The 22,498-nt window shown below is 42.6% G+C and carries 18 protein-coding genes, 1 tRNA gene and 2 pseudogenes; 12 read left to right on the forward strand and 9 right to left on the reverse strand.

The window, feature by feature from the left end:
* Window positions 1-112 precede the first annotated feature (112 nt).
* On the reverse strand, window positions 113-628 hold the full coding sequence (locus DW793_RS09225) for a hypothetical protein (RefSeq protein WP_118157750.1): 516 nt from the start codon (window positions 626-628) through the stop codon (window positions 113-115).
* A complete protein-coding gene (locus DW793_RS09230; RefSeq protein ID WP_118157752.1) occupies window positions 625-1,152 on the reverse strand; it encodes an RNA polymerase sigma factor in 528 nt (175 codons plus the stop codon). The genes DW793_RS09225 and DW793_RS09230 overlap by 4 nt, the downstream gene beginning before the upstream one ends.
* 1,230 nt (window positions 1,153-2,382) lie before the next feature.
* On the opposite strand from DW793_RS09230, the gene DW793_RS09235 reads away from it, so the two are divergent.
* A complete protein-coding gene (locus DW793_RS09235) occupies window positions 2,383-2,565 on the forward strand; it encodes a hypothetical protein (RefSeq protein WP_117898185.1) in 183 nt (60 codons plus the stop codon).
* Window positions 2,566-2,673: 108 nt separating this feature from the next.
* Window positions 2,674-4,266 carry a recombinase family protein gene (locus DW793_RS09240; RefSeq protein WP_117928158.1) on the forward strand — a complete coding sequence of 531 codons (1,593 nt, stop codon included), beginning with the start codon at window positions 2,674-2,676 and terminating at the stop codon, window positions 4,264-4,266.
* Between the two features lie 195 nt (window positions 4,267-4,461).
* Here DW793_RS09240 and DW793_RS09245 read toward each other — a convergent pair.
* The 6 genes from DW793_RS09245 to DW793_RS09270 all read right to left on the reverse strand — a co-directional run bounded on the left by DW793_RS09245 (window position 4,462) and on the right by DW793_RS09270 (window position 10,493).
* A tRNA-Leu gene (locus DW793_RS09245) sits at window positions 4,462-4,548 on the reverse strand.
* A gap of 303 nt (window positions 4,549-4,851) precedes the next feature.
* Entirely contained in the window at window positions 4,852-5,382 is a 531-nt protein-coding gene (locus tag DW793_RS09250; RefSeq protein ID WP_117897865.1) for a QueT transporter family protein, read from the reverse strand.
* Between the two features lie 131 nt (window positions 5,383-5,513).
* A complete protein-coding gene (gene fba / locus DW793_RS09255; RefSeq protein ID WP_038671333.1) occupies window positions 5,514-6,377 on the reverse strand; it encodes a class II fructose-1,6-bisphosphate aldolase in 864 nt (287 codons plus the stop codon).
* Window positions 6,378-6,477: 100 nt separating this feature from the next.
* Window positions 6,478-7,050, reverse strand: coding sequence for an ANTAR domain-containing response regulator (locus DW793_RS09260; RefSeq protein WP_022288387.1), 573 nt, complete (start codon window positions 7,048-7,050; stop codon window positions 6,478-6,480).
* Between the two features lie 32 nt (window positions 7,051-7,082).
* Window positions 7,083-8,402 carry a glutamine synthetase family protein gene (locus tag DW793_RS09265; RefSeq protein ID WP_117856709.1) on the reverse strand — a complete coding sequence of 440 codons (1,320 nt, stop codon included), beginning with the start codon at window positions 8,400-8,402 and terminating at the stop codon, window positions 7,083-7,085.
* Between the two features lie 126 nt (window positions 8,403-8,528).
* Window positions 8,529-10,493: an NAD(+) synthase gene (locus tag DW793_RS09270; protein ID WP_118157754.1), complete on the reverse strand. Its 1,965-nt coding sequence runs from the start codon at window positions 10,491-10,493 to the stop codon at window positions 8,529-8,531.
* A gap of 166 nt (window positions 10,494-10,659) precedes the next feature.
* On the opposite strand from DW793_RS09270, the gene DW793_RS09275 reads away from it, so the two are divergent.
* The 3 genes from DW793_RS09275 to DW793_RS09285 all read left to right on the forward strand — a co-directional run bounded on the left by DW793_RS09275 (window position 10,660) and on the right by DW793_RS09285 (window position 12,369).
* Window positions 10,660-10,863: a hypothetical protein gene (locus tag DW793_RS09275; RefSeq protein ID WP_118157756.1), complete on the forward strand. Its 204-nt coding sequence runs from the start codon at window positions 10,660-10,662 to the stop codon at window positions 10,861-10,863.
* Window positions 10,864-10,994: 131 nt separating this feature from the next.
* On the forward strand, window positions 10,995-11,744 hold the full coding sequence (locus DW793_RS09280; protein ID WP_252969810.1) for a sensor histidine kinase: 750 nt from the start codon (window positions 10,995-10,997) through the stop codon (window positions 11,742-11,744).
* 1 nt (window position 11,745) lies between these two features.
* Entirely contained in the window at window positions 11,746-12,369 is a 624-nt protein-coding gene (locus tag DW793_RS09285) for a response regulator (RefSeq protein WP_118157758.1), read from the forward strand.
* A 60-nt stretch (window positions 12,370-12,429) separates the two neighbouring features.
* On the opposite strand, the gene typA is transcribed toward DW793_RS09285, so the two are convergent.
* On the reverse strand, window positions 12,430-14,247 hold the full coding sequence (gene typA / locus DW793_RS09290) for a translational GTPase TypA (RefSeq protein WP_118157760.1): 1,818 nt from the start codon (window positions 14,245-14,247) through the stop codon (window positions 12,430-12,432).
* Window positions 14,248-14,689: 442 nt separating this feature from the next.
* On the opposite strand from typA, the gene fucO reads away from it, so the two are divergent.
* The 7 genes and pseudogenes from fucO to DW793_RS09325 all read left to right on the forward strand — a co-directional run bounded on the left by fucO (window position 14,690) and on the right by DW793_RS09325 (window position 22,478).
* Window positions 14,690-15,838 (forward strand): lactaldehyde reductase, encoded by a 1,149-nt coding sequence (gene fucO / locus DW793_RS09295; RefSeq protein WP_118157762.1) that lies wholly within the window; start codon window positions 14,690-14,692, stop codon window positions 15,836-15,838.
* Window positions 15,839-15,990: 152 nt separating this feature from the next.
* Window positions 15,991-16,668: pseudogene (locus tag DW793_RS09300) on the forward strand (response regulator transcription factor).
* Window positions 16,661-17,953, forward strand: coding sequence for a sensor histidine kinase (locus DW793_RS09305; protein WP_046441237.1), 1,293 nt, complete (start codon window positions 16,661-16,663; stop codon window positions 17,951-17,953). Before DW793_RS09300 ends, DW793_RS09305 begins: the two are co-directional and overlap by 8 nt.
* 138 nt (window positions 17,954-18,091) lie before the next feature.
* Window positions 18,092-19,038, forward strand: a pseudogene (locus tag DW793_RS09310) (ABC transporter ATP-binding protein).
* 4 nt (window positions 19,039-19,042) lie between these two features.
* Window positions 19,043-20,164 (forward strand): ABC transporter permease, encoded by a 1,122-nt coding sequence (locus DW793_RS09315; protein ID WP_118157764.1) that lies wholly within the window; start codon window positions 19,043-19,045, stop codon window positions 20,162-20,164.
* Window positions 20,151-21,317, forward strand: coding sequence for an ABC transporter permease (locus DW793_RS09320; RefSeq protein WP_181984093.1), 1,167 nt, complete (start codon window positions 20,151-20,153; stop codon window positions 21,315-21,317). The genes DW793_RS09315 and DW793_RS09320 overlap by 14 nt, the downstream gene beginning before the upstream one ends.
* A gap of 105 nt (window positions 21,318-21,422) precedes the next feature.
* Window positions 21,423-22,478 carry an SGNH/GDSL hydrolase family protein gene (locus tag DW793_RS09325; protein ID WP_118157765.1) on the forward strand — a complete coding sequence of 352 codons (1,056 nt, stop codon included), beginning with the start codon at window positions 21,423-21,425 and terminating at the stop codon, window positions 22,476-22,478.
* Window positions 22,479-22,498: the final 20 nt, after the last annotated feature.

A 22,498-nucleotide genomic window follows, 5' to 3' on the forward strand; every position in this document is an offset into this window, starting at 1 on the left:
GGCTAACAGAAGAATCTGCACCGCCAACGGTGGGCTGCCTCCGGCAGTTCGAAGAAAGCTCTACTATGATCATATCTTTCTCGCTGCATAATTCTTGTTCGAATAAAATGTGTCAAGTGATATTGACAAAACCATATATATTATGATTACCTTTGACATTCTGGTCAAATAAAATTCCTTTTTTGCCATTTGAATAAAAAACTGAAATACTATTATCTGTTTCACCATATTGAGTCTGTTTAAAACCGGCAGGCAACTGTGAAATATAATATTTTTCTTCAATAGAAGTCGGATAACCATCGTCCGTTCCACTTTCGATTGTTACAACACTGTGATTCGAAAAGATTTTTATTATAAAATCATATACTGCATTACGAACCGCTTCGACACTTAACGCAGAGGCAGAAAGTACGATCATTGCAACAATAATACACGCAGCTCTGCGAGTTGCCGTACTTATAAGCTTAAAATATGGTCTGCTTTGCCGTTTAATAAGCTTCTTCATTTTCTTATTATGCTTATCACTAAATTCGTGTTCATCATTTAATGAGATCGCTTCCATATCGGCGTTATAATCTTCATCAATTACATCTTTTAAAGCTAGTATAAACGATGTGTTTTCGTTCATATTTCTCCCTCCTTTAAAATTATCTTTTTCAGATTATTCTTTGCCGTCCAATATCGCTGCTTGGCTGCTGCATAACTGATACCAAACGAATCTGCAATTTCTTTATAGTCCATTCCCTGGACGCATACAAGATAGAGTATATCTCTATCAGTTTTATTTAATTTCCTTATGAAATCAGACCATTTATCCTTATCAAATTCCGAATATTTATCGTCGTTAAAATAAATATCATCTTCGTATGGCAAATTCAATGTATTTTTTTCTTCTTTTGCAAGAATGTTAAAAGCTCTGTTCCTAACACTAATAACAACATATTTCTGCTTTTCGTAAGAAGTTAAATTGTTAACTTTTTTGAAATTCTTTGCAACAGAAAGAAAGACTTCTGAAACACATTCTTCCGCAAGACTTTCGTTTTTTAATATCTTATAAGCAATTATGTACGCTTTATTTCTACACTCTCTATACAGTACCTCAAAATCTGATACATCGTCATCATCAACTAATACCATATAAATCGGTAACATTTTGTCACTTCCTATCAATAAGTCAAAACATTTATTTTTCCAAAATTGAGTATATCACATCTAAGACCAATTTGCAACATTCTTATCGTCATTTTTATGATTATGCTTTTTTTGCCAGTACAAGAACTCAAACAAATAGATTTTAGACAAGGAAATATATTCTTATCGCATAAATAAAAATCATGAGGTGGCGTTTTACCACCTCATAACTTTGTGTAAATGCTAAAGCTAAAAGTCATAAAAGTTCTGACTATTGTGTAATCATACAAACTTGAAAAAAATTTTTCAAATAAGGTTGTTAAGTCGTCAGTTACTTCCCCTATACAAGTATAGGGAAACTCGACAAATTATCAATTTCAATTTTGTGCAAACATATGAAATTTATAAAACCCAAATAAAAAAATCCTGTACTTTTTCAAATTTGTTGCCAGTAATAATAAGAGATCAATTGAAGTGATTTGCGATAGTCTCCGTGTCACACAGACATACCTTTAATATAACATACTAAGTAATATTAATATAGCAAAAGAAAAAATGTATATTACCAACAAAGTGGAAAGACAGATAAAATAATGACCGTGACAGTAGTGACAGTAAAAATGGTAGCGGAGTTACTGTCAACAGGCTGACTTCAAAATAGTGAAAAGCCTTGAAATTCCTTGCTTTGCGAGGTGTGACAGTAAAAAATAAATCAAAGTTTTACTGTCAACATTTCAAGGTTACTGTCAACGCAACGTAAGCCAATTTGAGGGCTTGATTTTTCTGTCGGGTAAGTTTAGCAAAAGCATTTCAAAAGCCAACACAAGCAATTTGTTAGCCGCTGTGGGCGATATGTGTGAGAGGTTTTAATTCTGATAATAAAAAGGCAGTTGTCAATCTGCACAAATACCGGATATGCAGCAGTTAAAGCAAAGTTAAATATTTCATTGCAAGTTAAAGTTTCGGGGTCATAGCCCCCGAAACAGTCACAGCGGACGAGCAAAGCTCGCCGCAAAAGTGCCGAAAATACGCAGTTTCAGCAAAATGATTGTGCATAATTTTTATGGGGTCATAAATTTGAGCTTTGAATGATTGAGGGGTCGTAAGTGCAAAAAACTGCGTGAAATCGGCATAATTGCGGGCGTTGTTGATGATGTCAAACGAAATTTTAAGAAAGGAATGATTAAAAATGATCAGTTTAAAAATCAGAGAAAAAGAAACTGAAAAGACAGTAAGGAGGGCGATAAAAATATGCCAAGACAAAGAGAAATCCCGAAAATCAATTCAGTCACTGTTATCTATAATGGCGACGGAAAGACATTTGATACCTTCATGGAGTCCATGATTAACGACTATTTGAATTCAGATAGTATGTCCAAATGCTCCGACTCCGATTTTATTGATAAGGTAGAAATTATTGATAAAACAGCGTGATCGCTGGACTTTAAGGGTGGCTTGTGGTAGTGTCAATCTGAACGAAGTTCAGATAGGTAACGCGGACACACCACAGCGTGCCTGCCGAATTTAAAGGAGGTCGATAAAATGAGAGCGTGGCTATACTACAGATTATCTCGTGACGAAGATGAGGAAATGAACAGTCTGCAAAATCAACGACAGATTTTAGTTGATTACGCTGAGCAGAATGGTTACGAAATCGTCGGAGAGAGCTTTGATGACAATGTTTCAGGAATGACGTTTAACAGAAAAGGCTTAGGAGAACTTGAAATTGCTGTTGACGAAGGTAAAATTGATGTAGTTCTGGTCAAGGATCTATCAAGACTTGGCAGACACCGTACTCAAACGGAACTGTTCATAGATCACTTGCGACAGAACAATGTCAAGGTCTATTCTGTGACTGAGGGCATTGATTCCAGTAACGAGAATGACGATTTGATGATTGGATTCAAGCAGATCTTCAACGATTTTTATGCTAAGGACATCAGCAAAAAAGTAAAAGCAGGTGTACGTCAAAAGCAGAAAGGAAAAGGTCTGATAGAGTCCTTACCCCTCGGTTACAAGCGTGACCGAAACACAAATACTGTTTTGGTAGACGATGAAACAGCTTGGATAGTGCAGGAAGTATTCAAGCTATACGTTGACGGCTACGGCTTGACCACAATCGCAAAGAAGATGAACGAACGTGGAATAAAATCACCAGAATACTATCAGCGCAGAAAGCTAGCAGATTGGAAACCCGACATCTCTAAAAAATACTTGTGGGTACAAACAGCAGTCAAACGCATTCTCACAAATGAATTATACATTGGCACAATGGTTAATCATAAGACAGTAACTTCAAAAATATACAAAACCAAAACTTTCATTCCGCCCGAAGAACAGTATCGCCATGAGAATTTCTGCGAACCAATAATTGATGAAACAACTTGGAAACAGGCACAGTTTTTACTGGAACAGCGTTCACAGATTAATCCACGTTCGCAAAATGGCAGGAATCTTCATCGCTATTCCGGATTAATAAAATGCTCCGACTGCGGGGCTTGCTTTGTAGCTCGCACAAGAAAATGGAAAGGCAAAGAGTACGTTGAATACACTTGCAACAGCGCACACCGCTACGGCAAGCAATACTGTACTCCGCACACAGTCCGTGAAAATCAGCTTGACGCTTTGATCGAAGATGAAGTCCGAGGACTTCGTGAAACGATACTTGCCGAAAGCGAACGCTACAACAAGATTGTCAAGGATTGGGTAAAGAAAAAGCCGCTGTATGAACGTCAGATACAGCAGCTCAACGATAAGATATTATCACTCCGACAGCAGATCGAAGATTTGATTATAGAGCGAATCGGCGACAGAGAACACGCACAAGTTTACAACAATATGATTACTAAGCGTGAAGAAGAAATATCCGCTATTGAAAAACGGATAACCGACTTGAGGGAATATGACAAAATCTGCAAACAGAGAAAAGAACAGCTTAAAAACACAACACAGATACTTGATGAAATCCTGTCCGAGGGTACGATTTCGGATATCAATCTAAGAATGTTAGTCAAGCGAATTTTCATTCATCAAAATGAAGATAAAAGTCTTGATATCAGATTCGAGATGAACGGAGAGTTTAATGGAACTGTCAGCGTGTTTATTGAGCCAACAGAAGAATTAGAAAGTGCATAGAAATTAAAACGAAATCCGCAGTATCGCCTGCGGATTTGTTCGTTACATATATGAATATATTAACCGACAGACGCATTAGCTATGGTAGTGCATTTTAGCATAATATCAATTAAAAATTGTTCTTAGAGCCAGCGTGTCTGCCCATTTATTTTTACTGGAGCAAAAGAAAAAAGCCCGATAAAATCGAGCTTTTCGTGGTGCGGATGACGGGACTTGAACCCACATGACCTTGCGATCACTAGCACCTGAAGCTAGCGCGTCTGCCAATTCCGCCACATCCGCATATAAAAATTTGAAACTTCTTACTCGGCTCAAATCTAAAACCGAGGTGGGCTTTTCACAAACAGCTCCACATGATATATGAACAGGAAATCGGCAAGCAGATAAATCCACTGTCGTTACGCTGCCTGAAGCTAGCGCGTCTGCCAATTCCGCCACATCCGCATATTTAACGTTGCTCAATGCAACGTATTTATTATATCATATTACACGTACTTTGTCAATACTTTTTTGCAGCTTTTTCGATAAAAACGCCAAAAAATAAAGCCTGACTAAAAAGTCAGGCTGATTTTTATATCGGAATCATCACCCGTTTTTAAACTGCTCACTAAGAGCCTGATCACTCATGCCGAAAGTCACAAGCTTGCTGAAATACTTGTTCTTCATAAGCGCCTTGACAAGTATAACACCAACTATCGTTACGCATACAAATTCGCCTAAAGCTACCCAGCCCATGTTCACAAGAAGCGGCGTCTTGAAGACATACGTCAGCTCAAAGCCAACTATCACTGCATTTGATATCACCGGGAAAAGCGATGCAACTACAAGATTTACCTTGTTTCTCAGCAGATAGATAAGAACCGCTGCCACAACTGTAGCAAGCGTTCCAAATACTACGTCCACCATTCCGAGCGTACTGAATAGATTGACTATCAAACAACCTATAGAAAGCGAAATGATGTAATCCTTGTTGAAATAACAAAGTAGCATCAAAACCTCAGATATGCGGAACTGTACCTGTCCGTATGCAAGCGAGCTGCAAAGCATCGTAGCCACAACATATATCGCTGCAATAAGTCCCATGTTTGTTAAACGACGTGCACTGAAAATTTCCATAAAAAAATCTCCTTGTTTTTATTTGTGAGTGGTTGATCTAGGTTACACTCTATTTAATTGGAAAATAAAATAACATAAAAAGGCTGCCGCCGAAACGACAGCCCGTTTATTTACGTTAATTTAGCTATTGATTAAGCCTTGCCAACAGAACCGAAGAGTTCCATCTTCTCCTTGACCTTAGCCTTGATAGCCTCGAAGCCAGGATTGAGAAGCTTTCTTGGGTCAAAGCCCTTGCCCTGAAGATCCTTGCCCTCTTCAATGTACTTTCTTGTAGCTTCCTGGAATGAAAGCTGGCACTCTGTGTTTACGTTGATCTTTGCAACGCCAAGTGAGATTGCCTTCTTGATCATATCGTCAGGAATACCTGTACCGCCGTGAAGTACCAGTGGCATATCGCCAACCTTTTCCTTGATAGCAGCAAGTGTCTCGAATGAAAGACCTGGCCAGTTTGCTGGATACTTACCGTGAATGTTACCGATACCAGCTGCGAGCATTGTAACGCCGAGATCAGCGATTGTCTTGCACTCGTCTGGATCTGCACACTCACCCATACCTACAACGCCGTCCTCTTCGCCGCCGATAGAACCAACTTCACACTCAATTGAAAGACCAAGCTGATCTGCAACGTGAACGAGTTCAGTTGACTTAGCAAGGTTCTCATCAAATGGATAATGTGAACCGTCGAACATGATAGATGAGAAGCCAGCCTTTACGCACTTGTAGCAGCCCTCATATGTTCCGTGGTCAAGGTGAAGTGCTACTGGTACTGTGATACCGAGCTCTTCGTCCATTGCCTTAACCATAGCAGCAACTGTCTTAAAGCCTGTCATGTACTTGCCTGCGCCCTCAGACACACCAAGAATTACAGGTGACTGCAGTTCCTGAGCAGTGAGAAGGATAGCCTTTGTCCACTCAAGGTTGTTAATATTGAACTGACCTACAGCATACTTGCCTGCAAGTGCCTTTGTCATCATTTCCTTAGCTGAAACTAACATTTTTTAACGACCTCCGTTATTTTAAATTTTCCTTTATTATTATACAACATTACTCCGACAATTGCAATAGTGTGACATTAATTTAACAATTATGTAACATTTAAACCTCGTACATCTCGATGACCTTCTGAGCCACCTCGATCTTTGTGCATCTCTTATCCATAGCCTGCTTTTCAAGATATTTATGAGCCTGCTGTTCTGTGAAGCCAAGATACTGCATAAGTGAGCACTTTGCTCTGTTTATCGTTCTTATCTCTTCAAGCTTTTTGTGCAGTTTCAGGTTCTCAGACCTTATTCCCAGCATTCTTTTTCTTGCGGCACTGACAAATTTCATTGAACGGTAAAAATACTGTCTGCCTAATGGCTTTGGTATCACCATTACGCCGAAATCTTCCAGTTTATCAGCAAGAATATCCGCATTTTCCGACTTTGCGATAGCCACACAGCTTGCGTCAGTTGAGGTGCAGACTATCTCCGCAAGCTCGTTGCCATATTCGTCTGACAATGGACAGTTTATCACGACACAGTCATAACTGCCTGACCCTACCGCACGCCTTGTTTCAAGACCCGTTGCGGCTATAGAAGTCTTGCAGGTGGGAAAGGTTTCTTTTAACAGACTCACAAGCATAGCTGTTGCCTTGTCATTGCTTGAAGCCACAAGTATCCTGTCCATTTCCCCACCTCCTTTTTTAGCTTTCTCTGACATTACAGATGATAAAAATATCTGGCTGTTTCAAACTGCTCCTTATCGGCAGCTCTCTCATATTCTATGATAAGCTCCTTTTCTATTGCGATAAAACGCTCCAACATATGCTCAGGAAGCCTATCCGCAAGAAACTCGCTCTTTTCAGCACGTTCCACTGCCTCTTTCAAAGACTGCGGAAGTGTTTCAAGCTTTGCAAGCTCGCTTTCATCTGCCGAGCCTATATTGAAATTAAAAGGTTTTGGAAGTTCTTCCTTATTTATAACACCGTCTATGCAGGCATAAATAAGCAGACCCATAGCAAAGTAAGGATTACAGGTGTTGTCTGCTGAACGGAGTATTATACCATTCTCATCTGTATCAGCAAGCGGTGCACGAAGAAGCTGTGCATAATTTTCATGTGACCATGAAATGTACTTAGGTGCAAGCAGACTGCCAAAACGTTTGTATGAATTTGTAGTGGTGTTTAGAAACAGCGTCATATCGCCAACGTTTTTCAGTATTCCTGCTATCATGCGCTCAGCCTCTTTGGAAAGTCCTCCAAGCTGAGGTTTGAAAACATTTTCCGTGCCTTTCATGCACATGAGCATTATATGCAGACCAGATCCGCAGTTGTCAACGATAGGCTTTGGCATGAACGTTGCGTAAAGCCCATTTCTGTCAGCCACAGATTTTACAACGTTCTTGAACGTCACAAGATTATCGGCGGCTTTCAGTGCATTTGAATACTGAAAATCTATCTCGTTCTGACCCGGACCAGTTTCATGTCTTGAGCTTTCTGGGAAAATATCCATTTGCTCAAGTGTCAGGCATATGTCACGTCTGAGGTTTTCTCCCCTGTCAACAGGCGCAGCGTCACAATAACCTGCATAATCGTGAGGACGCTTTGTAGGCATATCAGTATCGTCCTTTTCAAAGCAGTAAAACTCGCATGAAGTACCTATCTGGAAGTTATATCCCTTACCCTTCGCATATGCGATAGCAGTTTTGAGAAAAAACCTGCCGTCGCCCTCAAAAGCCGTTCCGTCAGGATATTTCAGGTGGCAGAAAAATCTTACTACCCTGCCGTGCTGCGGTCGCCATGGAAGAAGCGCCAGCGTATCAGGGTCAGGGAAAAGTCTAAGGTCTGAAGCAGTCACATTCAAAAAGCCACCGAGCTTTGAAGCGTCAAAGATAAGTCCCTCTCTGAATATTTTCGGCAGCTCGCCTGCTATAACAGAGATAGTCTTTAGCGAACCGAATATATCGCAGAACATGAGCTTTACGAACTTTACGTCGTTTTCTTCAACGAACTGCAAAACCTCTTTCTCTGTGTATTTCATAATAAATCCTCCGTAATGATACTGTTCAGAAAAGTTTTCCGTTCCTTACTTATAATTATATCTGAACAGCCAATTCTGTAAAACCGAGCAGTTATAAAGATTTTGTTACTTTATTTTTACCTTGCGTTATTTGTCGATATCCTCCAGCCAAAGCTTAGCCACAGCGTCAGACGGCATTCTCCAATCTCCTCTCGGTGACAGTGTAACAGAACCGATCTTTGCTCCGTCAGGCAGGCAGGAGCGCTTGAACTGCTGTGAGAAAAATCTGCGATAGAATGTTTTGAGCCACTTGTCTATGACCTCGTCAGGATAATCCCCCTCAAAGGCATATTTCGCAAGCCTTTTCACCTTTGACGGCTCAAAGCCCCAGCGTATGCCATAGTAAAGGAAGAAGTCATGAAGCTCATATGGACCGACAAGGTCTTCTGTTTTCTGTGTCATCTCAGTGCCACTCTCGTCGGTAGGAAGAAGCTCAGGAGAAACAGGAGTGTCCAAAATATCGTACAGCACATCTCTCAGAGTATCAGATGTGCAGGTGTCGCCGTAATACTGAACGATATGCCTTACCAAGGTCTTAGGGATAGAAGCGTTCACACCGTACATGGACATATGGTCGCCGTTGTAGGTCGCCCAGCCGAGAGCAAGCTCGCTCAGGTCGCCTGTGCCGACCACCATTCCGCTCACCTGATTTGCGATATTCATAAGCACCTTTGTGCGCTCTCTCGCCTGACCATTCTCGAACACAACGCTGTGATCGTTATAATCGTGACCGATATCTTCAAAGTGCTGTAAAACTGCTTTTGAGATATCAACCTCTCTGAACGTCACACCAAGAGCCTCGCAAAGTATCTCCGCATTGGAGCGTGTGCGCTTTGTTGTGCCAAAGCATGGCATCGTCACCGCAACGATATCAGTATGAGGACGTTTCAGCAAGTCCATTGCCATTACACACACAAGCAGTGCAAGCGTAGAATCAAGTCCCCCTGAAATGCCAATGACCACAGTCTTGGAATGTGTGTGTGCGATACGCTTCATAAGTCCATGGGATTGCATTTGCAAAATAAGGTGACAGCGCTCGTTTCTCTCCGCCTGATTTGACGGGATAAAAGGCGTTTTGGCAAACTTTCTTGTCAAAGCTGTTTCGCCCATTTCAAGGCTGAATCTTTCACGGGAGATGTTTTCCATATCCAAGAAACCGCTGTCTTTGGAAGAATAGTCCCACTCAGCACTTGCAGGATAGGTGGAAATTTTTCTTCGCTCAAACGCAAGCTTTTTAAAATCTATTTCCGATATGGTAATGCCGTTTTCAAAAAGCTTGCTCTCTGCAAGTATAGAGCCGTTTTCCGCAATGATATTGTGACCTGAAAAGACCATATCCTGCGTTGACTCGCCGTCACCAGCGGAGCAGTATATATATCCTGCCACAAGCCTTGCAGATTGGTTTGAAACAAGCTGTCTGCGGTAGAAGTCCTTGCCGATAACTTCATCGCTTGCAGACAGATTGCATATAAGGGTAGCCCCAGCCTTAGCAAGATAATTTGAAACAGGGTCAGCCACCCACAAGTCCTCGCAAAGTTCAAAGCCCACCACAAGCTCAGGTATCTCTTCACATACGAAAACGGTCTGTTCCATAGGCGGTATAAATTCAAGCTGTCCGTACTCTCTCAGATCAATGGCAGCACATTCGCCTCTGTATGGTGCAAAATGTCTTGCCTCATAAAATTCGTTATAGTTCGGCAGATGCGTTTTAGGTACAAAGGCACGCACCTCTCCGTCTTGCATCACAGCCGCACAGTTATAAAGCTTGCCGTTTGCTCTCACAGGCACGCCCACAGCCACAAGCATATCGCTGTCAGCGGTAGTCTTTGCTATCTTTACAACACCCTCCATTGCCTTGTCAAGCAAAGCGTTCTGAAAGAACAAGTCCTGACAGGTATAGCCTGTTACACAAAGTTCAGGGAACACAGCGACTTTTACGCCCTCTTCCCTGCACTTTTCAAGCTGACTGATTATTTTATCCACATTGAAGTCAACGTCTGCCACCTGTATCTCAGGGGTGCAGGCGGCGACCTTTATAAAACCGTCTTTCATAAAAAATAAGCTCCTTACAAGAAATTATCATTGTTATCATTATACCATTTTTTATAGGTATAAGTCAATGATTTTTACAGTATAGCAAAACTATTTTAGAACGATACTAGACAATCGGCCACTAATGTGTTAAAATTGAGATATCACATCAAGGGGGGAACGCCATATGAACAAGCTGTGGGATAAGTTTATTTTAGGCCTTAGCTGCTGTGCATTCATGCTCGCAGAGGGAACAGATCCGTCAAACATCACCACATTGCTATTGGCTGTCATATGCTCCGCTATCTTTCAAATAAAACCAAGCTCTGCCGTTGCATACCTTTCAGTTATTGCGTACAGCTCACTTTGCATTTTCAGTAAAGAAGCTTGATACTCGCCCCTTTGGTGCTTTATGATGCTTTCTGTACAAAATTTTACCCTGCTATGGTCTTAACATTCATAGGCGTACTTGCAAATATATTCACTCTGGGAAAAGACCTCTTCCCACTTGTCGCTCTTTTTTTGGTAAGCTTCACAATTTCAAGCCGCAGCGTTCTGAACGAAAAGCTGACAAAGCTGCTCATAAATACCCGTGACAATTCAAAAGAACTTACCACCCAGCTTGTAGAAAAAAACAAAGCCATGCAGAGAAATCAAGACTACGAGATATATCTTGCCACGCTGAAAGAGCGTAACCGCATTGCAAGGGAGATACACGATAACGTGGGACATATGCTCACAAGGTCTATTTTACAGCTTGGTGCGCTTTCGGTCATAAACAAAGATGAAACTGTCGGTGAAGCCATCAACGACCTGAGCGGCACGCTGAACACCGCCATGACGAGCATACGAAGCAGTGTTCATGATCTTCATGACGATTCTATCGCACTAAAGCCTGCTGTTGAAGACTGCATAAGACCTCTGAAAGACAGATTTGCAGTAAGCTGTGATTATGACTTTTCCGAAAGAATGTCGCGAGATGTGAAGCTTTGCTTTATTGGCGTTATAAAAGAAGCACTTTCCAATACTGCAAAGCACAGCGACGGTGACAGCATAAAAATAATCATTCGTGAACACCCTGCTCTTTATCAGCTTAGTATCGCAGACAACGGAAGCTGTTCCGAAAAGATAGACGAAAGCGGAATGGGGCTTGCCAATATGCGTGAGCGTGCGGCTTCTTTAAATGGAAACATAAACATCACATCGGGCAGCAAGGGATTCCGCATTTTTCTGTCTGTGCCGAAACAAAACCTGACTGAACGGAGGTCTTGACATGAACATTGTTATAATAGATGATGACAAGCTTGTGGCGGTGTCGCTGAAAACCATTCTTGAAAGCACAGGCAGTGTGAACGTTCTTGCCATGGGAAGCTGTGGCGAGGAAGCCATAGAGCTTTATTCTCTTCTCAAGCCTGATGTTCTGCTTATGGATATCCGCATGAACGGCATGAGCGGCATTGAAGCCGGCGAAAAGATCCTTGCTGGGTACCCTGACGCAAGGATACTTTATCTTACCACATTTTCTGATGATGAATACATTATAAAGGCTGTGCTTATGGGAGCAAAGGGATATATTTTAAAGCAGGATTTTGAAAGCATATGCCCTGCCCTTGAAACCGTCATGAATGGGCAGACAGTTTTCGGCTCAGATGTTGCAAGCAAACTTCCTGAGCTTCTTACCAATCACAGCAGTTTTGATTTTGACCACTACGGCATAGTCGAAAAAGAGCAGGAAATAATCGAACAGGTGGCAAAAGGGCTTAGCAACAAGGAAATAGCCTCACTGCTTTATCTCAGTGAGGGCACAGTGCGAAATTACATCAGCACTATCCTGGAAAAGCTCTCCCTCCGTGACCGCACACAGCTTGCTATTTTCTACTACACCAACATACAATAGCACTACAATTTCATAAAAAGTAAAGAGGAGACGGCATGACCGCTCCTCTTTTTGTTATTATTACATTTTAGCTCTTTCCTTAGCTCTCTGTGAGTTGCTCAGAATACGCTTTCTTATTCTTATGCTCTTTGGTGTTACTTCAAGAAGCTCATCATCAGCGAGAAACTCAAGTGAATCCTCAAGGCTGAGATTTCTTGGCGGAACAAGTCTGAGCGCGTCATCAGAACCGCTTGCACGAGTATTTGTAAGGTGCTTCTTCTTGCAGACATTTACAACAAGGTCTTCCTGCTTTGGTGAAGCGCCAACTATCATTCCCTCATATACAGGTGTGCCTGCTGTGATGAACAGTTCGCCTCTCTCCTGTGCGTTGTAAAGACCGTATGTTACAGCCTCACCTGTTTCAAACGCAACAAGTGAGCCTGTTGCTCTCTTTGGTATCTCGCCCTTGTATGGCTCGTAGTCATGGAATACAGAACTCATGATACCCTCGCCCTTTGTGTCTGTAAGGAACTCGCTCTTGTATCCGAAAAGTCCTCTTGCAGGGATAAGGAATTCAAGTCTCATTCTGCTTCCAACAGGTGCCATTTCCTGAAGCTCGCCCTTTCTTGCACCTATCTTCTCCATAACAGAACCTACGCAGTTCTCAGGAACGTCAATAACAAGTCTTTCGATAGGTTCGCAAAGCTTGCCCTCTATCTCCTTAAACAGAACGTGCGGTGTTGAAACGCTAAGCTCATAGCCCTCACGACGCATATTCTCGATAAGGATAGAAAGGTGCATTTCGCCACGTCCTGCGACCTTGAAAGCGTCTGTGCTGTCTGTTTCAGAAACTCTCAGTGAAACGTCCTTAAGAAGCTCCTTGAAAAGTCTGTCTCTCAGGTGACGGCTCGTTACGAACTTGCCCTCTCTGCCTGCGAATGGCGAATTATTTACAGAGAATGTCATTTCAACTGTAGGCTCGGATATCTTTACAAAAGGAACAGCCTCAAAGTTGCCGAAGTCGCAGATAGTGTCACCGATAGTGATGTTCTCGATACCGCTTATACAAACGATATCGCCTGCCTTTGCACTCTGGCATGGGACTCTGTTAAGTCCCTCTATCTGATACATTGTAACTATCTTGCCACGATATTCCTTCTTAGTCTGATGATAATCGCCGATCGTAACGTCCTGATTAACTTTCATTTCGCCACGCTCGATACGGCCGATAGCTATTCTTCCTACATACTCGTTGTAGTCGATAGCGGAAACAAGATACTGCATTGGACCCTCAATATCTACCTCAGGCGCAGGGATATAGCTGAGTATCTCGTCAAAGAGAGGAATCATATCCTTGCCCTCTTCATCTGGCGAATGAGTAGCTGTACCTGCTCTGCCTGAGCAATAAAGGATAGGGCTGTCAAGCTGCTCGTCAGTAGCATCAAGATCCATGAGAAGCTCGAGAACTTCGTCGCCTACCTCGTTAAGACGAGCGTCAGGTCTGTCTATCTTATTGATAACGATGATTATTTTATGACCAAGCTCAAGTGCTTTCTGAAGAACGAATCTTGTCTGAGGCATTGGACCCTCGGCTGCGTCCACAAGCAGTATAACACCGTTTACCATTTTAAGAACACGCTCTACCTCACCACCGAAATCAGCATGGCCTGGGGTGTCGATAACGTTTATCTTAACGTCCTTATACTTGATAGAAGTATTCTTTGCAAGGATAGTGATTCCTCTCTCACGCTCGATATCGTTTGAGTCCATGACTCTTTCTTCTACAGCCTGATTTTCTCTGAAAGTACCGCTCTGCTTGAGCATCTGGTCTACAAGGGTAGTCTTACCGTGGTCAACGTGGGCAATAATAGCAACATTTCTTAAATCTTCTCTAATCATACATACTCCTCCGATTTATCAAGACACAGCAAAGCGAATGCTTTCTGTAACGATTTGCTTAATATATTTCGCAAAAATTATAAACAATAAAAATTATAAATATATTTTCTCCCATCAAAGGAAAGAAAATCGTAATTTTTCACAAAAAGCCTATAAAACACAAAAGCACCTTGCGAAATTTTCCGCAAGGTAACTTTCCTAATTGAGAATTATAGCACATTTTTGCCGATTTGTCAAGAAAAAAGTATCATTCACAGGTTACGCCTTGTACAGTGTGCCTTAGATTAAATGATTTATGTTTTTGGCTGTTTTACACAATAATGCGCCACTAATATTTTGCATAAAAATAATTGAAATTATGGTATTAAAGTTGTATAATATCAATAATCAAAGATATAACTTTGATAACAGAGATCATATATTTGAAAGGCGGAATAATCAAATGGCTAACAGAATGATACTTAATGAAACTTCATATTTCGGTGCAGGCTCGATCAGCGAGATAGTTACAGAGGCAAAGAAGAGAGCTTTTAAAAAGGCTCTTGTTGTAACAGACCCTGACCTTATCAAATTTAACGTTGCAAAGAACGTTACAGATCTTTTGGAGAAAGCAGGACTTGCTTATGATATATTCTCTCAGGTAAAGGCTAACCCTACTGTAAAGGTAGTAAAGGCTGGTATCGAAGCTTTCAAGGCAGCAGGCGCTGACTATCTTATCGCTATCGGCGGTGGCTCATCAATGGACACTGCAAAGGCTATCGGTATCATCATAAACAACCCTGAGTATGCTGACGTTACTTCTCTTGAGGGAGCTATCGACACAAAGAATCCTTGCGTTCCTATAATCGCTGTTCCTACAACAGCAGGCACAGCCGCAGAGGTAACTATCAACTATGTTATCACAGACGAGGAGAAGAAGAGAAAGTTCGTTTGCGTTGATCCACACGATATCCCGGTTGTTGCTATAATCGACGCTAAGATGATGTCATCAATGCCAAAGGGACTTACAGCTTCAACAGGTATGGACGCTCTTACACACGCTATCGAGGGCTACACAACACTTGGCGCATGGGAGCTTACAGACATGATGCACCTTAAAGCAATAGAGATAATCTCACGTTCACTGAGAAAGGCTGTTGAGAATGACCCACAGGGCAGAGAAGATATGGCTCTCGGTCAGTATATCGCAGGCATGGGCTTCTCAAACGTTGGTCTTGGCGTTGTTCACGGCATGGCTCACCCGCTCGGTGCATTCTATGACACACCTCACGGAATTGCAAACGCTGTACTTCTTCCATATGTAATGGAGTACAACGCTGAATACACAGGCGAAAAGTTCAAATACATCGCAGAAGCAATGGGCGTTGACACAACAAACATGAGCCAGGCTGAATACAGAGCAGCCGCAGTAAACGCAGTTAAGCAGCTTTCAAAGGACGTTGGAATCCCTGAGAAACTCCACGAGATAGGCGTTAAGGAAGAGGATCTTCAGGCTTTGAGCGAATCTGCATTTGCAGACGTATGCACAGGAGGAAATCCAAGACCTTGCACAGTTGAGTCTATCCTCGGCATTTATAAGACAGCATTCTAAATCAAAAATCTTTTATCTGCCCTCGGTTTTCGGGGGCAGATTTTTATTGCCCGAAAAGAATATTTATGGTATAATACATTTAAAGTGAGTTTAAAGTTCATAGGTTATCATATATCGTAAGATATTATACTGACTTATAGGGAGGAATTTTAATGAGATTACTTCTTGCCGAGGACGAAGTGGAGCTTGCAAATGCGCTTTCGGCAGTGCTTAAACACAAAAACTATTCTGTTGACGCTGTTTACAACGGCATCGACGCATACAACTATGCAATTGCACAGGATTATGACGGCATAATACTTGACATTATGATGCCCGGTATGGACGGCATACAGGTGCTTACAAAACTCCGTGAAAAGGGTATCGACTCCCCTGTTCTGCTGCTCACTGCAAAATCTGATATTGACGATAGAATAACCGGACTTGATTCGGGTGCTGACGATTATCTTACAAAGCCCTTTGCAATGGGCGAGCTTCTTGCGAGAATAAGGCAATGACACGCCGCCGCACTGAGTTTGCACCCTCTACCCTTACTTTCGGAAACGTTTCTCTCAACAGACAGAGCTTTGAGCTTTCAGGTCCTAACGGCTCTCAGAAGCTTGGCAACAAAGAGTTTCAATGATAGAAGCCTTATGCTAAATCACGGTACGCTTATTTCCACAGAGCGTTTCATGGAAAAGATATGGGGCTATGACTCTGATGCTGAGATAAACGTGGTGTGGGTATATATTTCATATCTGCGTAAAAAGCTTGGTCTTATCGGTGCAGATGTCGAGATAAAAGCCACAAGGGGCGTGGGCTACACACTAGAGGAAAAGCATAATGATTAAGCGTTTACAGCGGAAATTCGTTGTTATCGCCGCTGTGTGCCTTCTTATCGTAGAGTTTACCATAATAGGCGGCATAAATGGAGTGAACATCTATCAGACCAACAAGAATGCAGACGATCTGCTGAACATAATAATCGAAAATGACGGCAGATTTCCTGAGTTCGACCCCAAGGGCATGAAACATGACAAGCCGCAGGATAATTCAGACAGCGCCTCTCCCCCTGAGAGCAAAAAGCCTGATAAGCACAGAGGCTTTAACGAGGAAACTAAGTATCAGACAAGGTATTTTGTTGTATATGCCGACAGCAATGGCGAAATAACCAAGGTAGATACAGGACACGTTGCGGCGGTGTCAAGTTCGCAGGCTATAGAATACGGCAAAAGCGTTCTTGACAGCGGCAAGACTTCAGGCACGTCAGGAAACTACCGCTACAAAACAGGCGACACCGACAAAGGCAAGATAATAGTTTTCATGGACTGCCGCAGTGACAGTGCCACCAAAAATCGCTTTTTGCTGGTGTCGTGCGCTATAGGTGCGGCAGGATATATACTTGTATGTCTGCTTATCATAATCTTCTCAAAGCGTGCCATAAGACCTGTTGTGGAAAGCTTTGAAAAGCAAAAGCAGTTCATCACCGACGCAGGGCACGAGATAAAAACGCCGCTGGCCATAATCTCCGCAAACACGGAAGTTCTTGAAATGGTGTCAGAGCCAAACCAGTGGACGGTGAGCATAAAAAATCAGATAACAAGGCTAAACGGTCTGCTAAAAGAGCTTTTAAGCCTTGCAAAAATGGAGGAGGAAAAGCCTGCTCTTACCATGGCTGATTTCAATATCTCTGACGCTGTTTATGACGCCGCTTCGCCTTTTACTACCCTTGCGGAAACAAAGGGCAAAAAGCTCACCATTGATGTTGCCAACGGACTTTCCTATCACGGCGACGAGGGTGCGATAAGACAGCTTGTTTCTATCCTCACGGAAAATGCAGTAAAATATGCTGACGAGGATGGCGAGATAATAGTAAAGCTTTTCACTTCTCATAATGGCAAGGAAACAGACCTAGAAGTTTCAAACACCTGCAAAGAACCACCGCAAGGCGACCTAACAAAACTTTTTGACAGATTTTATCGTGACGACAGCTCACGTTCTCGGTCAAAAGGCGAGAAAAAGGGTGGCTACGGCATTGGGCTTTCTATTGCACAGGCAATAGTCAGGTCGCACAAAAGCAAGATATCATGCAAAGCCGAAAACGGCATGATGATATTTACAGCACAGCTTAAATAACTGCAAAGCAGAGTTGGTCACCAGCCGCTCTGCTTTTTTATAATATGACATTTGTCACATGAAGATGTGACTTTGCTCACTAGCTTTTTGGCGGATAGTATTGTATAATGATAATACAAACTAAGGGAGGTTTTTCTTATGGCTGAAACTGTAGTAAAAATAGACAATTTGGTAAAAAGATACAAGGAGCTTATTGCTCTTGACCACTTTGATCTTGAAATAAAAAAAGGCGAGGTCTTCGGACTTCTCGGTCCTAACGGTTCGGGTAAGACCACCACGATAAACTGCCTGCTCTCACTGTTGGCATACGATAAGGGCGACATCGAGATATTCGGTGAAAAAATGTCCCCTGTGAACTATGGGGTAAAAAAGCGTATTGGCGTTATAATGCAGAATGTTGCGGTTTTTGACGAGCTGACTGTGTATGAGAACATTGACTATTTTTGTGGGCTTTACATCACCGACAAAGCCACACGAAAGAAATATGTTGACGATGCCATAGCTTTTGTGGGGCTTGAGGACTTCGTGAAGTTCCACCCTAAAAAGCTTTCAGGCGGTCTGCTCAGACGACTTAACATTGCCTGTGGTATCGCACACAAGCCTGAGCTTATCATACTCGACGAGCCGACAGTTGCTGTTGACCCACAATCAAGAAACAAGATACTGGAGGGCATTTTACAGCTCAACCGTGAGGGTGCGACTATAATTTACACCTCCCACTACATGGAGGAAGTCGAGCAGATATGCACCCGTATCGCCATAATGGATAAGGGCAGTAAAATAGCCGAGGGTACTACAGAGGAACTCAAACGCATGATAAAGAACACCGAAACTATCACCGCCGAGATACTCCAGCTTCCTGAAAACGTCCGTGAACAAATAGAAGCTTTGGAACACGTTTATAATGTTTCCTATGCCGACAACAAGCTCGTTGCACGCTGTACTGGCGGACGGCACAATCTTATTGAGATACTGAAAATATTGCAGGAAAATCAGGTGGGCTTCGGCAGCGTTTATTCTGAGCAGCTACCCTCAATGACGTTTTCCTTGAAATAACCGGCAAAGCTCTCAGGGATAAGGAGTGATAGAATGTTCTCACACATATTCAAATACGAATTTAAAAGCTGTCTGCGTCAAAAAGCCATACTCTTCTGGCTCATAGCCTTTCCTATAATACTGGGTTGCTTTTTTAAGATGGCGTTTTCAGGAATATACGAAAAAGATGTTGTATTCAATGCTATACCTGTTGCGGTGACAAATATAGAAGAAAACGATATCCTTAAGCAGGTGCTTGAACAGATATCAGATAGTGATGAGGCTCTTTTCAAGGTGACGTATACAGACATTGACAAGGCAGAAGAAATGCTTAAAAGCGAAGATATAAAAGGCATTATAAATGCTTCCGACCTCTCCCTTGAGTTTGGCTCAACAGGTATCCAGCAGACCATTGTAAAGACTTTCATTCAGCAATACAAAACACAGGAAAAGATAATAACTGACACTGCAAAGAACGCTCCGCAAAAGCTTGATAAGGTCATAGCTTCCCTTTCCGAGAAGATAAGCCCAAATGAGGATATACCTCTCCACGGCAATCCTGACATAACGATACAGTTTTTCTATAATCTCCTTGCCATGACGGCACTTTTCGGCTCGATGTCAGGTCTGTTCGTGGCACAGGAAAATCAGGGCGACCTGTCTGCACTTGGCGCAAGGCGGTGCTGTTCTCCGGTGAACAAGCTTACAAGCATAACGGCAACGCTCCTTGCTTTTCATGTGGTGGAAATGATATGCATGGTGATATCGGTGACGTTCCTGAGATTTGTGCTTAAAGTGGATTTCGGCAGTAAGCTCCCACTTGTTTACCTTGCCGCAGTGCTAGGCGGAATAATGGGAATATCCATGGGATTTTTCGTTGGCTCTTTCCGCATAAAAGAGGGTTTAAAAGTGTCTGTAGTCCTGGCGGTATCAATGACCTGCTGTTTCTTCAGCGGTCTTATGTCAAACACCATGAAAGGCACTGTTGCAGAGCATTGCCCGATATTCAATGAAATAAACCCTGCCGCCATTATCTCAGACAGCTTTTACTGTCTTAATCTCTACGAGGACTACAGGCGGTTCACGGTGAAGATAATTTCAATGGCGATATACACAGTGCTGTTCACCCTTGGTGGATATGTTCTTACAAGGAGGCGTAAATATGCAAGTCTTTAAGACCTTTATGAAAATACTCAAAACAAGGCTTACGTCTGCTATATTATATCTCGTCATATTTATGGTCATAGCAGTAATAATGGCGGATACTGCAAAAGATAACAATGGCTATGAGGACTACAAAATGTCCATATCCGTCATTGACCGTGACAACAGTGCCGAAAGCAAGCGTTTGCAGGACTTTATATTCAGCGGCAACAAAAAGGTGGAGCTTGCAGATGATGAAGACGAGGTCATCGACGCCGTTTATTATCAGCGTGCCAACTATGTTCTGTATATAAACAAGGGCTTTGGCGACAAGATAAACGCAAGGGATTTTGACGGACTTTTTGAGAATTTCAAAATGCCCTCCAGCTACGGCGGACAGCTTTTTGAAAGCAGGCTTGACGGCTATCTTTCAAGCGTAAAGGCATACATGACGGCAGGTGAAAGCACAGAAAACGCTATGGAGCTTGCCCAAACGGCAGTTTCTCAGCAAGTAAATGCGGAGCTTAAAAACTTTAACAACAAGGGCGGAACAGGTATGCCGGCAATATTCGGCTACTATTTTCAGTATCTTGCATACGTTATGCTTTCCATGCTCATTGTTACCCTTTGCCCTGTAATACTGACGCTAAACAGAAAAGGCGTTCGTGAACGCACAATGTGTTCAAGCCTGACGTCAGCAAACTACAGCAGACAGACGGCTCTTGGGGCAAGTATCTTGGTGTTTAGCATATGGCTTTTGTTTATGATAGTCGCAATAATTTGGGGCAAAACGCTCAGCGTAAAATTCTGGCTTGCCTGCCTTAACAGCTTTGTATATATCATTGCCGCCGCAGGCATAGCAATGATAATAGCGCAGTTTGACCTTAGCGACAACGGCATAACTGCTATATCGAACATAATCGGTCTTGGCATGAGCTTTCTTTGCGGAGTTTTCGTGCCGCAGGAATTGCTCACAGGAGGCGTTCTTGCAGTGGGAAGATTGTTCCCTGCATACTGGTACACCAAAGCCAACAATATGCTTTTCGGCATGAGCGGTGGAGTATTCAGCACAAAGGAATATCTCATCTGCATTGGTATCGAGGTACTGTTTGCGATAGCGTTTTTCGCTGTGGCTGCTCTGCTTGTTAAGCAAAAGCGTGAGGGTGATGTAAATTCCCTTGCATAAGTTGACAATAATATGGCTGTGTGTTATACTCTTATTGTTACGGAGCTGACACGCAGCCTTTTTGCGTCAGCTAAAGAAGATCATAGATGAAAAAGAGGAAAAAGTATGGATAGATTACAGCTTGACAAAAATGCAAAGCTCACAGGCAGAGTATATTTCAAAGACGAGGTAATGTGGCTCGGTCTTTCAGGAAGCGGTGCGTCATTTACATTTGACGGCACAAAGCTTGTTTTGAAGCTCAAAGGCGACAATATCGCAGTTGGCGAAAACCCTATCGATTATGCAAGGATAGCCGTTTATGTTGACAGCAAGAGAGTAGTTGACGAGATGATAAACTGTGCAGAAAAAGAGGTCACGGTAATAGACCGCACGGAAAGTGCCAAGTCGGTGGTGGAGATAATAAAGCTTTCAGAATCTCCAATGTCAGCAGTTGGCATTGAGGCTTTCGCTGAGGGCAGTGCTGAGTCACTTCCTGAAAAGCAACTTAAAATAGAATTTATCGGCGACTCTATAACCTGCGGCTATGGTGTTGATGATGAGGACGAAAACCACCAGTTCACCACCGCCACAGAGGACGTTACAAAAGCCTACGCCTACAAGACCGCCAAGGCACTTGACGCTGAATACAGTATGTTTTCAGCCAGCGGTTACGGAATAATCTCAGGCTATACTGAGGGTGACGAGCCTATAAGCGAACAGACAATTCCACAGTTCTATTGCAGCTACGGCTTTTCAAGGGGCAATTTTGCAGGAACTGCTCCGCAGGATATACCATGGGATTTCAGCAAATATATTCCGCAGATAATCGTTATAAACCTTGGCACAAACGACGACAGCTACTGCCGTGACCACAAGGACAGGCAGGCTGTTTTCTCAAAGCTTTATGCTGATTTTCTTGCGGTCGTTCGTGAGAAAAATCCGCAGGCTTACATTCTCTGCACTGTCGGAATAATGGGCGAGAGGATATTCCCTGCTGTTGAAGAGGGCATAAAGATATATCTTAAAAGCCACGCTGACAGCAAGATAAGCTCAATGATGTTCCATGAGCAGGACGGCGCAAATGACGGCTTTGCGGCAAACTGGCACCCTACTGAAAAGACCCACAAAAAGGCAGCGGCAGTGCTTACGGAAAAACTCAGAGAGATAATAAAAAGCATATAAAAATAACGGCAGTCAGTAAC

The sequence above is a fragment of the Ruminococcus sp. AM31-15AC genome, from assembly GCF_003462045.1.
Taxonomy (GTDB): domain Bacteria; phylum Bacillota; class Clostridia; order Oscillospirales; family Ruminococcaceae; genus Hominimerdicola; species Hominimerdicola aceti.